This is a genomic window from Agromyces sp. NPDC060279 (assembly GCF_042726785.1).
Taxonomy (GTDB): domain Bacteria; phylum Actinomycetota; class Actinomycetes; order Actinomycetales; family Microbacteriaceae; genus Agromyces.
In genome coordinates this window covers 1-12,353 of sequence record NZ_JBHXBK010000010.1, presented here as the reverse complement: position 1 = coordinate 12,353, position 12,353 = coordinate 1, and the positions used below count along the sequence as shown (strand labels likewise).

The 12,353-nt window shown below is 74.1% G+C and carries 12 protein-coding genes; 1 reads left to right on the top strand and 11 read right to left on the bottom strand.

Annotation, left to right across the window (positions count from 1 at the left end; genetic code table 11):
- Positions 1 to 191 precede the first annotated feature (191 nt).
- Positions 192 to 1,559: a GH1 family beta-glucosidase gene (locus tag ACFWE1_RS17370; protein WP_376934742.1), complete on the top strand. Its 1,368-nt coding sequence runs from the start codon at positions 192 to 194 to the stop codon at positions 1,557 to 1,559.
- A gap of 37 nt (positions 1,560 to 1,596) precedes the next feature.
- On the opposite strand, the gene ACFWE1_RS17365 is transcribed toward ACFWE1_RS17370, so the two are convergent.
- The 11 genes from ACFWE1_RS17365 to ACFWE1_RS17315 all read right to left on the bottom strand — a co-directional run.
- Positions 1,597 to 3,159, bottom strand: a complete 1,563-nt coding sequence (locus ACFWE1_RS17365; protein ID WP_376934741.1) for a PucR family transcriptional regulator — start codon at positions 3,157 to 3,159, stop codon at positions 1,597 to 1,599.
- Positions 3,160 to 3,277: 118 nt separating this feature from the next.
- On the bottom strand, positions 3,278 to 4,558 hold the full coding sequence (gene kynU / locus ACFWE1_RS17360; RefSeq protein WP_376934740.1) for a kynureninase: 1,281 nt from the start codon (positions 4,556 to 4,558) through the stop codon (positions 3,278 to 3,280).
- 74 nt (positions 4,559 to 4,632) lie between these two features.
- On the bottom strand, positions 4,633 to 5,625 hold the full coding sequence (locus ACFWE1_RS17355; protein ID WP_376934739.1) for an amidohydrolase family protein: 993 nt from the start codon (positions 5,623 to 5,625) through the stop codon (positions 4,633 to 4,635).
- 5 nt (positions 5,626 to 5,630) lie between these two features.
- Positions 5,631 to 6,155: a 3-hydroxyanthranilate 3,4-dioxygenase gene (locus ACFWE1_RS17350; protein ID WP_376934738.1), complete on the bottom strand. Its 525-nt coding sequence runs from the start codon at positions 6,153 to 6,155 to the stop codon at positions 5,631 to 5,633.
- The gene (locus ACFWE1_RS17345) at positions 6,152 to 6,613 is read right to left on the bottom strand and encodes a RidA family protein (RefSeq protein WP_243569381.1); all 462 of its coding nucleotides are present in this window, start codon (positions 6,611 to 6,613) and stop codon (positions 6,152 to 6,154) included. The genes ACFWE1_RS17350 and ACFWE1_RS17345 overlap by 4 nt, the downstream gene beginning before the upstream one ends.
- Positions 6,610 to 7,413: a 2-keto-4-pentenoate hydratase gene (locus ACFWE1_RS17340; protein ID WP_376934737.1), complete on the bottom strand. Its 804-nt coding sequence runs from the start codon at positions 7,411 to 7,413 to the stop codon at positions 6,610 to 6,612. The genes ACFWE1_RS17345 and ACFWE1_RS17340 overlap by 4 nt, the downstream gene beginning before the upstream one ends.
- Positions 7,410 to 8,459, bottom strand: a complete 1,050-nt coding sequence (gene dmpG, locus ACFWE1_RS17335; RefSeq protein ID WP_376934736.1) for a 4-hydroxy-2-oxovalerate aldolase — start codon at positions 8,457 to 8,459, stop codon at positions 7,410 to 7,412. Before dmpG ends, ACFWE1_RS17340 begins: the two co-directional genes overlap by 4 nt.
- Positions 8,456 to 9,436 (bottom strand): acetaldehyde dehydrogenase (acetylating), encoded by a 981-nt coding sequence (locus ACFWE1_RS17330; RefSeq protein ID WP_376934735.1) that lies wholly within the window; start codon positions 9,434 to 9,436, stop codon positions 8,456 to 8,458. Before ACFWE1_RS17330 ends, dmpG begins: the two co-directional genes overlap by 4 nt.
- Positions 9,433 to 10,248, bottom strand: a complete 816-nt coding sequence (locus ACFWE1_RS17325; RefSeq protein ID WP_376934734.1) for a 2-keto-4-pentenoate hydratase — start codon at positions 10,246 to 10,248, stop codon at positions 9,433 to 9,435. Before ACFWE1_RS17325 ends, ACFWE1_RS17330 begins: the two co-directional genes overlap by 4 nt.
- Positions 10,245 to 11,756 (bottom strand): 2-hydroxymuconic semialdehyde dehydrogenase, encoded by a 1,512-nt coding sequence (locus ACFWE1_RS17320; RefSeq protein ID WP_376934733.1) that lies wholly within the window; start codon positions 11,754 to 11,756, stop codon positions 10,245 to 10,247. The genes ACFWE1_RS17325 and ACFWE1_RS17320 overlap by 4 nt, the downstream gene beginning before the upstream one ends.
- 110 nt (positions 11,757 to 11,866) lie before the next feature.
- On the bottom strand, positions 11,867 to 12,353 hold a 487-nt coding region (locus tag ACFWE1_RS17315; RefSeq protein ID WP_376934732.1), incomplete at its 5' end, for an EamA family transporter.

Genomic DNA, 12,353 nt, shown 5'->3' with positions numbered 1-12,353 from the left:
GGAGGCTCCCGCCCTTGCCCCCGTTTGTTTCCCTACTTTAGTAAAGCCCGGCAAACCCGGGACCCACCGGATTTGCACGCCTTCCATGAGAGCCGGGCAACCCTGGCGTGGGGTGCGTAGGGTGGGGGAGTGGGTCAGATGACCCACTTCGGGGCGACGAGGCCCCGATGACCCGGAGGGCGAGGATGCCGATGGCCGAGACGACGAGGATGCCGGCGTTCCCGGCCGGATTCCGCTGGGGCGCCGCGACCGCCGCCTTCCAGATCGAGGGCTCCCCGCACGCCGACGGCCGCGGCACCTCCATCTGGGACGTCTTCGCCGCCGAACCCGGCCGCATCCTCGACGGCCGCGACGCGAGCACGAGCGCCGACAGCTACCGCCGCTTCCGCGACGACGTGGCCCTCCTCGCCGAGCTCGGCGTCGACGAGTACCGCTTCTCGATCTCCTGGCCCCGCATCCAGGCCGACGGCCGCGGCCCCGCGAACCCGGCCGGCCTCGACCACTACGCGCGCGTCGTCGACGCGCTCGCCGCAGCCGGCATCAGCCCGCTCGTCACGCTGTACCACTGGGACCTGCCGCAGGCGCTCGAGGACGAGGGTGGATGGCTCGCCCGCGACACGGCGGCGCGCTTCGCCGAGTATGCGGCGCTCGTCGTCGACGCCCTCGGCGACCGCGTCGGCCGCTGGATCACCCTGAACGAACCGGCCATGACGAGCCTGCAAGGCTATGCCCTCGGCGAGCTCGCGCCGGGCCGCACGCTCATGCTCGGCGCGCTGCCGACCGTGCACCACCAATTGCTCGGCCACGGCCTCGCCATGCAGGCGATCCGCGCCGCGCGCCCCGGCGCCGAGCTCGGCATCACGAACAACCACACCCTCGTCGAGCCCGCCTCCGAAGCCGAGGGCGACCTCGCCGCGGCCGGCGCCTTCGACGCCGTCTACAACCGCATCTTCGCCGAGCCGGTGTTGCTCGGCCGGTACCCCGACCTCGCGCCGCTCGGCCTCGAGTCGTTCCCCGGCGTCGAGGACGGCGACCTCGAGCTCGTCTCGGCCCCGCTCGACTTCTACGGCGTGAACTTCTACAACCCGACCCGGGTGGCGGCGGCCGCACCCGACTCGCCCTTCGCCGAGGCCGGGCTGCCGTTCGAACCGGTCGAGATCCCGGGTGTGCCGGTCACGGGCTTCGGCTGGCCCGTCGTACCTGAGGCCCTCGAACGGCTGCTCGTCGGGCTGCGCGACGCCTACGGCGACGCACTGCCGCCCCTCGCGATCACCGAGAACGGGGCGTCCTACCCCGACGAGGTGCTCGGCGGCCGGGTCGCGGATGCCGGGCGCATCGCCTACCTCGACGGGCACCTGCGCGCGGTGCACCGGGCGATCGAGGCCGGGGTGGACGTGCGCGGCTACGACGTGTGGTCGCTCATCGACAACTTCGAGTGGGCCGACGGCTACACGCAGCGCTTCGGGCTCGTACACCTCGACCTCGACACCGGCGCGCGCACCCGCAAGGACTCCTTCGACTGGTACCGCCGGCTGATCGCCGAGCAGCGCGCGGGCTGACGCGCGCACGGCGGCCGCGCCGCGGGCCCCGCCGCCTCTATTCGACCGCGAGCAGCGCCGCCCAGAGGTCGGCGCGCGCGTGGAAGCCGGAGAGGTCCCGGCCGAGCAGCCGCTCGGCGAGCCCGACCCGGCTGCGCACGGTGTGCCGGTGCACGCCGAGCGCCTGCGCGGTGGCGTCGAACTGGCCGCCGTGCTCGAGCCAGGTCCGCGTCGTGGCGACGAGGGTGCTGCCGTTCTCGCGGTCGTACTCGGTGAGCGGGGCGAGCGTGGCCCGCGCCACCGCCCTCGCGTCGGTGCGCGCGAGGAAGGCGAGCACGCCCTGCCGGCTGATGTCGTCGAACCACGCGACGCCCGAGCCCGCCTCTCGGGCGCGCTCGTAGCCGCGCACGGCCTCCTCGTGGGCGTCGGCGAGCTGGGCGAGCGAGCTCGGGTCGCTGACGCCGACGGCGAGCTCGAACTCGGCGGCGAGCTCCTCGGCGAGCTCCGCGGCGTCGGGCTCCTCGGCGAGCACGACGACGTGCTCGGCCTCGCGGCCGAAGAACAGCCGGCCGCCGCGCTCGTCGACGCGCAGCTCCAGGAGCTCGACGAGTCGGTCGATGCCGTCCTCCGGGGCGCTCGTCACGAGCACCCGCAGGGGCGCCTCGGGCAGCGGTCCCCACATCTCGCCCGCGACGTCCGCGGCGAGGCCGACGTCGCCCGCGAGCAGCGAGCGCAGCAGGCCGGAGCGGAGGTGCCCGCGGGCGCGGTCGAGGTCGCGGTTCTGCTCGAGGGCGAGCCCGGCGAGCGCGATCACCGAGGTGACGACCTCGCGGCCGGCCTGGTCGAGTTCCGGCGAGTCGCCGATCGCGAGCACGCCGCGGAGGGCGCCGCCCGAGCCGAGGGTCTGCAGCGTCATCCGCTGCGGCCGGCCCACCGTGCCGCCCGCCTCGACGGCGCGGCTCGCCCGCTGCCCGCGGCGCAGCATGGTGCGCGCCTCACCGACGACCTCGCCGAGGGCGGGCTGGCCGAGGCCGCCGAGCGGGAACTCGCGGTCGAGGCCGCCCGTCGAGTCGATGAGCCCGACCCAGGCGCCGAGCCGCTTGGAGAGCTCGGCGAGCGTCGCCGAGAGCCCGTCGGGGCGGAGCGCGGCGAGCGAGATGGCGCGCTGCGCCTGCAGGGCCCACGCCTGCCTGGCGTAGGCGTCCTCGGCGATGAGGTCGGCGACGGTGCGCGCGATCGCGATGAACGGGGTGCGGTAGGGCACCTCGAAGAGCGGCAGCCCGGAGTCCAGGCACGCCTCGACGAGGGCGGCGGGCGTGCCGGCGCGGGTGACCTCCGTGCCGAAGCCGAGCGCGGCGATGCCGGCGTCGCGGAGCCGGGTCACGTAGGCGCCGACGTCGGCGCCGCCGCCGGGCTGCGGTTCGCCCTCCTCGCCGAGCCAGGTGCCGGTGGTGAGCAGCACCTGCCCGGCGTCGAGGAACGGGGTGGGGTCGACGAGGTCGGAGCTGTGCGCCCAGGTCACCGGGGCGGCCAGCGCGCCGTCGGGCAGCGCGTCCGCGGGGGTGAGCAGGCGGAGCGTCAGCTCGGGGCGGTCGAGCAGGGTCTGCACGGTGGGCTTCACGGCGGCTCCTCGGAGGGCTCCTCCGTCGACGGCGCGAGCACGGGCGGGGGCACGTGCTGGTGTACGCCGCGTCGAACGGATCAGCCCCGAGTGTACAACCGGGCCCTGCGCTCCCGGCCTACGTGACGAGACCCCGGCGGGCGAAGCGCGGCTCGCGCCACCGCTCGCTCGCGAGCACCTCCTCGAGGGCGTCCACCGCGTCGCAGACGTCGGCGTGCGAGACGTACAGCGGCGCGAAGCCGAAGCGGACGAGGTCGGGGGCGCGGAAGTCGCCGATCACGCCGCCGTGGATGAGCGCCTGCATCACGGCGTAGCCGTTGGCCGCGCCGATCCGCAGCGACACCTGGCTGCCGCGCCGGGCGGACTGCCTGGGCGTGACGACCTCGACGTCCCAGGCGCCGAGCCGGGCGTCGACGAGCGAGATGAACAGCTCGGTGAGCCGCAGGCTCTTCTCCCGCAGCGCGTCGAGGTCGACCTCGGCCCAGAGCTCCAGGCTCGCCTCGAGGCCCGCGAGCGCGAGCAGCTGCGGCGTGCCGACGCGGAAGCGGCCGATGCCCTCGGCCGGGGCGTAGCCGAGCTCGAAGGCGAAGGGCCGGGCGTGGCCGTGCCAGCCGGTCAGCGCGGGCCGCGCCTCGGCCTGGTGCCGCGCGGCCACCCAGATGAAGGAGGGCGAGCCGGGCCCGCCGTTCAGGTACTTGTAGGTGCAGCCGACCGCGAAGTCCGCCCCGGCCGCGTTCAGCGCGACGGGCACCGCGCCGACCGAGTGGCAGAGGTCCCAGACGACGACCGCGCCCGCCTCGTGCACCTGACGGGTCACCTCGGCGAGGTCGTGCATCCGCCCCGTGCGGTAGTCGACGTGCGTGAGCACGACGACCGCGACGTCCTCGTCGAGCACTTCGGCGAGGCTCGGCCCGTCGTCCGCGATCAACCGCCGCTCGAACGGCGCGTCGCCGCTGAGCAGCTCCTGCACCGACTCGAGCACGTAGAGATCGGTCGGGAAGTTGCCGCGCTCGGCGACGATCGCCCGTCGGCCCGGCCGCAGCCGCGCCGCCGCGACCACGGCCTGGAACAGGCTCGCCGAGGTCGAGTCGCCGAGCGTCACCTCGCCCGGCGCCCCGCCGATGAGCGGCGCGATCCGGTCGCCGAGCACGAGCGGCTTCTCGAACCATCCCGCGTCGTTCCAGCTGCGGATGAGCCCCTGCCCCCACTCCTCGGTGACCACCCGGGCGACGTGGGACGCCGTCGCCCGGGGGAGCGCACCGAGGGAGTTGCCGTCGAGGTAGACGACCCCGTCCGGCAGCACGAAGCGCTCGCGGAAGTGCGCGAGCGGGTCGGCGGCGTCGAGGGCCGAGCAGGTGCTGCGGTCGATCGGCTGGCGGGCCTGGGTGTCGAGGGTCATGCGCTGCTCCGGAGCTCTCGGTGGGACGTGCGGGGTCGGTGGACGGGCGGACGGATGGATGGCGCGGCCGCCGCTCAGCGGCCGAGGAAGCGCCGGGCGTTGCCGTGGCGGATGGCGGCCTTCTGCGCCTCGTCGAGGAAGTCGGCCCGATCGACGACCGCCCCGACCGGCCGTTCGCCGAGCGGGTACGGGTAGTCGCTGCCGACCATGACGCGCTCGGCGCCGAGCGTGTCGACGAGCAGCCGCAGCGCGATCGGGTCGAACACGACGGAGTCGACGCTGAAGCGGTCGAGGTAGGCCGACGGCGGCCGCTCGCTCACCCCGACGAGGTCGGGTCGCTGCTGCCAGGCGTTCTCGAAGCGGCCGAGCCAGAAGGCGAAGGAGCCGCCACCGTGGGCGAAGGCGATCCGCAGCGACGGCGGCACCCGGTCGAACACGCCGCCGAGGATCATCGCGATGATCGACAGGTGCGTCTCGGCGGGCATGCCGGCGAGCCAGCGCGCCATCCAGCGCTCCAGCCGCGGCGAGCTCGGCATGTCCCACGGGTGCACGAAGACGGGGATGCCCCGCTCCGCGCAGTGCTGCAGGAACGTGACGGTGCCGGCGTCGTCGAGGTCGCGGTCGCCGACGTGGTTGCCGATCTCGACGCCCGCGTGGCCCGAGGCCATCGCCCGCTCGGCCTCGGCGCACGCGGCGTCCGGGTCCTGCAGCGGCACCTGGGCGAACGGGATCAGCCGTCCCCCGCCGGGCGCGCAGATCTCCAGCGTCAGCTCGTTGAAGATGCGGGCGACCTTCGCGGCCTGGTCACCGGTCTTGTCGTAGGAGAAGAAGACCGGCGTCGGCGAGACGACCTGCAACTCGACGCCGTCGGCGTCCATGTCGGCGAGCCTCGTCTCGGCGTCCCAGGCCTCGGCGCCCACGCGACGGAACTCGACGTCCCCGAGCAGGATCATCGCCTCGCGCTCCGAGTCGACCCGCAGCGACGGCCAGACCCCCGGCCCGGCCTGCGTGCGCAGGTCGGGCCAGGAGCGCGGCACGGAGTGCGTGTGGACGTCGATCGTGCCCAACGGGGTCAGCCCTTGCCGGGGTGGACCGTGCCGCACTGCGGGCAGGTGCGCCCCTCCTCGCTCTCGTAGAACTCGCGGAAGACGGGCGGCAGGTCCTCGACGATGTCGCGCACCTGCAGCTCCACCTCGTGCACCTTCGTGTTGCAGTTCGGGCAGAACCAGGCGAACTTCTCGAGCGTGCCCTCCTCGCGGATGCGCTCGATGACGATGCCGATCGAGCCGGGCTCGGGGCGCTGCGGCGAGTGGAAGACGTTGCCGGGCAGCAGCCACATCTCGCCCTCGCGGATGTCGATCCGCTTGGGGCCGTCCTCCGTCTGGATGTTCACGTGCATGTTGCCGCGGTACTGGTAGAACCACTCCTCGTAGGGGTCGAAGTGGAAGTCGGTGCGCTGGTTCGGGCCGCCGACGACCTGGACGATGAAGTCGCCCATCGGTTCCCAGGCCTGCTTGTTGTTCACCGGCGGCTGGAGCAGGTGCTCGTGCTCCGTGATCCACGCGGCGAAATCGATGACGGGTGGGATGGTGCTCATTTCTCCTCCTCGAGAGTGGCGGTCGTGCTTCGGTCGGTGGTCGGACGCAACGCGATCCCCTGGATCTCGAGGCGCAGGTGCGGGTGCGGCAGGGCGTGCACCGCGACGGTGGTGCGCGCGGGCCCCTGCTCGTCGAAGTACTCGGCCCACACCGCGTTGTACGCGGCGAAGTCGTTCATGTCCACGAGGTAGCTCGTCGCCTGCACGAGGTCGGAGAGCTCGCAGCCGGCTGCGGCGAGCACCGCACGGAGATTCTCGATCACGGCGCGGGTCTGCACCGCGATGTCGAGGCGCGTCGCGCCGAACTCGTCGGCGTCGGCGCCCGCGATCGAGTTGTCGGGGCGGCGGCTGGAGGTGCCCGAGACGAACACGTAGTCGCCGGCGACCCGCGCGTGCGGGAAGCGGCCGCGCGGCACCGCGCGCCCCTCGGCCAGGATGCCCCGGTCGTCGTCGGTCATGCGGTCTCCTCCTTCGCGGCGGGCGTCGTCGTGCCGATGCGCACCGAGACTCGGCCGAGCCCGGTGACGGATGCCTCGACGAGGCCCCGAGCGGGCACCGGGACGGCCGCGGTCGCGGCGCCCGCGAGCAGCACGGTCCCGGCGCGCAGCGCGAAGCCGTGCGCGGCGGCGAGCCGGGCGGCGGCGATGAGCGCCCGCCTGGGGTCGCCGAGGATCGCGCCCGTCGAGCCGATCGCGGTCTGCCGGCCGTCGAACTCGAGCGTCACGGCGCGGTTGTCGAGGCCGTCGCCGAGCGCGGCGGGCGAGCTCCACGGGCCGATGACGAACCCCGCGGCCGAGGCGTTGTCGGCCACGACGTCGTCGAGGCTGAAGCGGAAGTCGCGGAAGCGGGAGTCGATGAGCTCGAGCGCCGGGGCGACCCCGGCGACGGCGGCCATCGGGTCGCCCGCGGCCGAGGCATCCAATTCGGCGCCGAGCAGGAACGCGAGCTCCGGCTCGACCCTGGCGTGGATCGCGCCGCTCGGGTCGAAGACCCCGCCGTCCTCGATGCGCATCGCATCGGTCAGGGTGCCGATGATGACGTCGTCGACGCCCATCTGCACGGCCTTCGCGCGGCTCGTGAAGCCGAGCTTCACGCCGACGGGGCGCTCACCGCGGCCGAGCCGGCGGGCGATGAGCGCGTGCTGGGTGGCGTAGGCGCGGTCGAGGCCGATGGGCGCATCGCCGGCGAGCTGCGAGATCGGCGACACGGTGCGCTGCGCCTGGTCGAGCGCCGCGGCGAAGGCGGACGCGGCGGTCATGCCGCGCCTCCGGCCACGGCAGCGGCGTCGCGCGCGGCGGCGAGGTCGAGGGCGACGTCGACGATCATGTCCTCCTGGCCGCCCACCATGCGCCGGCGGCCGAGCTCGACGAGGATGTCGCGGGGGTCGAGGCCGTGCCGCTCCGCCGCGCGTTCGGCGTGCAGCAGGAAGCTCGAGTACACCCCGGCGTAGCCGAGGGCGAGGGTCTCCCGGTCGACGCGGACGGGCCTCCGCTGCAGCGGTCGCACGAGCTCCTCGGCGGCGTCCTGCAGGGCGAAGAGCTCGCAGCCGTGCTGCCAGCCGAGGAGATCGGCGACCGCGACGAACGCCTCGATCGGGGTGTTGCCGGCGCCCGCGCCCATGCCCGCGAGGGACGCGTCGACGCGGGTGGCGCCGTGCTCGACGGCGGTCACGCTGTTGGCGACGCTCAGTGAGAGGTTCTCGTGCGCGTGGATGCCGATGCCGGTGCCCGGCTCGAGCACCTCGCGGTACGCGTCGATCCGCTCGGCCACGTCGTGCATGGTCAGCCGGCCGCCGGAGTCGGTGACGTAGACGCAGTGCGCGCCGTACGACTCCATGAGCTTCGCCTGCCGGGCGAGCCCGGCCGGGTCGTTCAGGTGGCTCATCATGAGGAAGCCGGACACGTCCATGCCGTGCTCGCGCGCCCAGCCGATGTGCTGGGCGGCGACGTCGGCCTCGGTGCAGTGCGTCGCGACGCGCACGCTCTGCACGCCGAGGTCGCGGGCGCGGGCGAGGTCGTCGATCGTGCCGATGCCCGGCAGGATCAGCGTCGTGAGGCGTGCCCGCTCGAGCACCGAGGCGGCCGCTTCGATCCAGTCCCAGTCGGTGTGCGCGCCCTGCCCGTAGGCGACGCTCGAGCCGCCGAGGCCGTCGCCGTGGGCCACCTCGATGGCGTCGACGCCGGCCGCCTCCAGGGCCGCGGCGATGGTGCGCACCTCCTCGACGGTGTAGCGGTGGGCGACGGCGTGCATGCCGTCGCGGAGGGTCACGTCCTGCACGTAGACCCGGGGCGCGTCGGCGGTCATGCCGGCACCTCCGTCGGCTGGACCCGGCGGCGTTCCGCGACGAGCCGCTCGGCGGTGCGCAGGGCGGCCGAGGTCATGATGTCGAGGTTGCCCGCGTACTCGGGCAGGTAGTGCCCGGCGCCGGCGACCTCGAGGAGGATCGTCACGCGGGTGCCGCGGAAGGGCCGGTCGAGTGCGGGCACGTAGGCCTCGTCGACCGCGTCGAACTGCACCCGCTGCTTCAGCCGGTAGCCGCCGACGTAGCCGGAGACCGCCGCGACCATGTCCTCGACCGAGCGGCGCACGGCGTCCTCGTCGAGGGGGCCGTCGGCCTCGTCGACGAGGCAGTAGACGGTGTCCCGCATCATCAGGGGCGGCTCCGCGGGGTTCAGCACGATGATCGCCTTGCCGCGCTCGGCGCCGCCGATCTGCTCGATCGCCCGCGCGGTGGTCTGGGTGAACTCGTCGATGTTGGCCCGCGTGCCCGGGCCCGCCGACTTCGAGGCGATCGAGGCCACGATCTCGGCGTACGCGACCGGCGCGACCCGGGCGACGGCGGCCACCATCGGCACGGTCGCCTGGCCGCCGCAGGTGACGAGGTTCACGTTCGTCGCCGCGAGCTGCTCCTCGAGGTTCACGACCGGCACGACGTACGGCCCGATGGCGGCCGGCGTGAGGTCGACCATCAGCCGGCCGTGCGAGCGGACCACCGCGTCGTTGCGCACGTGCGCGCCGGCGGAGGTCGCGTCGAAGACGAGCGCGACGTCGGCGAACTCGGGCAGGGCCACGAGGCCGTCGACGCCCTCGTGGGTGGTCGCGACGCCGAGCCGCCGCGCCCTGGCGAGGCCGTCGGAGTCGGGGTCGATGCCCGCCATCGCCGCGACGTGCAGCTCGGTGGACAGGCGCTTCACCTTGATCATGAGGTCGGTGCCGATGTTGCCGGAGCCGATGATGGCGATGCCGACGGTGCCGCCGGTCCCGGTGCGATCCGTGCTCATGCCGCCGCCTCCGTCTCGTCGAGCGGTGCGAGGAAGTCGGCGCGCACCTCGCCGAGCCCGTCGAGGCGGGCGTGGAAGACGCCCGGGGTCGCGGCGACCATGGGGCCGAGCGCGCCGGACAGCACGATCTCGCCCGCGCGCAGCGGCCGGCCGTGCCGGGCGACCGCCCGCGCGAGCCAGGCCACGGCGATCACCGGGCTCCCGAGGCAGGCGCTGCCCGCGCCCGTCGAGACGGGGTCGCCGTCGGTGTCGAGCCGCATGCCCATCGCCGCGAGGTCGAGCCCGTCGAGCTTGCGCGGCACGGTGCCGAGCACGACCGCCCCGCTCGAGGCGTTGTCGGCGATGGTGTCGGCGATGCGGATGCTCCAGTCGGCGATGCGCGAGTCGACGACCTCGATCGCGGGCAGCACGAACTCGGTGGCCCGCAGCACGTCGGCGACGTGCGTCGTGGGGGAATCGAGGTCCCGGCCGAGCACGAAGGCGACCTCGGCCTCGACCCGCGGCTGCAGGAAGCGGTCGAGCGGCATCGGCTCGCGGTCGGCGACGACCATGTCGTCGAGCAGCACGCCGTAGTCGGGGGAGTGCACGCCGAACTGGGCCTGCACGGCCGGCGAGGTCAGACCGATCTTGCGGCCGACGAGGCGCTGGCCCTCCGCGATCCGCCGCTCGATGCCGAGGGACTGCACGGCGTACGCGGCATCCTGGTCCTCCGCGCCGATGAGCTCGCGCACGGGCGCGCACGCCGTGCGCGACGCGGCCGCCTCGCGCAGCCGGGCGTCGGCCGCGCGGATCGCCTCGTCCGTGGCGCTCACAGCTGCACGCACACGTTCGTCGGCTCGGTGTAGAACTCGAGCGAGTGGTGGCCGCCCTCGCGGCCGATGCCGGAGAGGCCGACGCCGCCGAAGGGGCTCCGGAGGTCGCGCAGGTACCAGGTGTTCACCCAGGACATGCCGACCCGCATGCGCTGGGCGACCCGGTGACCGCGGGCGAGGTCGCTCGTCCAGGTGACGGCGGCGAGACCGTAGTCGGTGTCGTTCGCGAGCGCGATCGCCTCCTCCTCGGTGTCGAAGGGGATGAGCGCCGCCGCCGGTCCGAAGATCTCCTCACGCACCGTGCGGTGCGAGTTGTCGAGTCCGGTCCAGAGGGTCGGCTCGATCCACGCGCCGCCGTCGAGCTCCGCGCCGAGCGTCGGGACACCGCCGCCCGCGAGCACCGTCGCGCCCTCCTCGAGCGCGAGCTCGAAGTAGGAGCGCACCTTCTCGCGGTGCGCCTGCGAGATGAGCGGCCCGGTCGTCGTCGCCGGGTCCTCGGGGCGGCCGAGCCGCAGCCGGCGGGACTGCTCGGCGAGGCCCGCGGCCACGTCGTCGAACACGGCGCGCTGGACGTAGATGCGCTCGGTGCAGAGGCAGACCTGGCCGGTGTTCAGGTAGGTGGAGCGGGCGAGGCCCGCGATCGCGTGGTCGAGGTCGGCGTCGGCGAAGACGACGGCCGCGTTCTTGCCGCCGAGCTCGAAGGAGACGGGGCGAACCCGCGGGGCGACGGCCCGCATGATCGCCGAGCCCGTCGAGGACTCGCCGGTGAAGGTCACGCCGTCGATGCCGGGATGCCGCGTCAGCGCCTCGCCCGCCGAGCCGGCGCCGAAGCCGTGCACGACGTTCACGACCCCGGCGGGGACGCCCGCCTCGACGAGGATCTCGGCGAGCAGCGTGGCCGAGGACGGCGTCTCCTCCGAGGGCTTCACGACGACGGTGTTGCCGGTCGCGAGGGCGGGCGCGAGCTTCCAGGTGAGCAGCAGCAGCGGCAGGTTCCACGGCACGATCACGGCGACGACGCCGAGGGGCTTGCGCACCGCGTAGTTCAGGGCGCTGCGGCCGTCGGGCAGCTCGGTGAGGTACGAGTCGAGCCCCGCCGCCGAGACGGTGTCGGCGAAGGAGCGGAAGTTCGCGGCGGCCCGGGCGACGTCGAGCTCGCGGGCGAGCGTCTCCGGCTTCCCGGTGTCGCCCACCTCGGCGGCGACGAGCTCCTCGGCGCGGCGGTCGATGACGTCGGCGACGCGACGGAGGATGCGCGCGCGCTCGGCGACCGACATCCGCCCCCACGGGCCGTCGAGCGCGGCGCGCGCGGCGGCGACCGCGCGGTCGACCTGCTCGGCGCCGGCCTCGTGCACGACCGCGATGCGGCTGCCGTCGACCGGGTCGAACTTGTCGAAGCCGGCGACTCCGTCGACCGCGGCGCCGCCGATGAAGTTGCGGATCGTGCGCGGTGCTGGCCCCGCCTCGGGGGCCGGGGGCGTCGGCAGCGACGTCGTCTGAGCTGGCATGGCCTCAGGCTAGGAAGGACCAGGGATGCCGACAAATACTCTCTTGCTGCACTGCCATGCCCGATTGGCTATAGCTGCCGTGGTGGCGGCCCGGAGGAGGGGATCGCGGTTCACACGCCGACCCGGATCGCCACGATGCCGGCGACGGCGGCGAGCGTCGCGGCGATCCGCCACGCGCGCAGCGGCTCCCGGAAGACGAGGTACCCGATGACCGCCGCGGCGAGCACACCGGTCTCCCGGACGGCGGAGACCACCGCGAGCGGCGCCTGCGATTGAGCCCAGAGCACGACGGTGTAGGCGGCGAGCGAGATCGCACCGCCGAGCGATCCGAGCACGGCGCGTCGCCGGAGCGCACGGGCGAACCCGCGACGATCGGCGGCGAGCACGAGGCACAGGACGGGGATCAGGGTGCCCTGCAGCAGGAAGAGCCACGCGGCGTAGCCCAACGGTGACCCGGCCGCGCGCACGCCGATGCCGTCGAGCACCGAGTACGCGGTGACGGTGGCTCCGACGGCGAGGATCAGCACGAGGCCGATGCGGTCGCGGTTCGTCTCCCGGCGCCACGACAGGGCGAACAGCGATACGGCGACCACCGAG

What these genes read in the sequence shown, in the direction of transcription:
- kynU (WP_376934740.1), bottom strand. Translation starts at nt 4,558, where the DNA reads ATGACCCTCGACACCCAGGCCCGCCAGCCGATCGACCGCAGCACCTGC.
- ACFWE1_RS17330 (WP_376934735.1), bottom strand. Translation starts at nt 9,436, where the DNA reads ATGAGCACGGATCGCACCGGGACCGGCGGCACCGTCGGCATCGCCATC.
- ACFWE1_RS17370 (WP_376934742.1), top strand. Translation starts at nt 192, where the DNA reads ATGGCCGAGACGACGAGGATGCCGGCGTTCCCGGCCGGATTCCGCTGG.
- ACFWE1_RS17320 (WP_376934733.1), bottom strand. Translation starts at nt 11,756, where the DNA reads ATGCCAGCTCAGACGACGTCGCTGCCGACGCCCCCGGCCCCCGAGGCG.
- ACFWE1_RS17350 (WP_376934738.1), bottom strand. Translation starts at nt 6,155, where the DNA reads ATGAGCACCATCCCACCCGTCATCGATTTCGCCGCGTGGATCACGGAG.
- ACFWE1_RS17345 (WP_243569381.1), bottom strand. Translation starts at nt 6,613, where the DNA reads ATGACCGACGACGACCGGGGCATCCTGGCCGAGGGGCGCGCGGTGCCG.
- dmpG (WP_376934736.1), bottom strand. Translation starts at nt 8,459, where the DNA reads ATGACCGCCGACGCGCCCCGGGTCTACGTGCAGGACGTGACCCTCCGC.
- ACFWE1_RS17340 (WP_376934737.1), bottom strand. Translation starts at nt 7,413, where the DNA reads ATGACCGCCGCGTCCGCCTTCGCCGCGGCGCTCGACCAGGCGCAGCGC.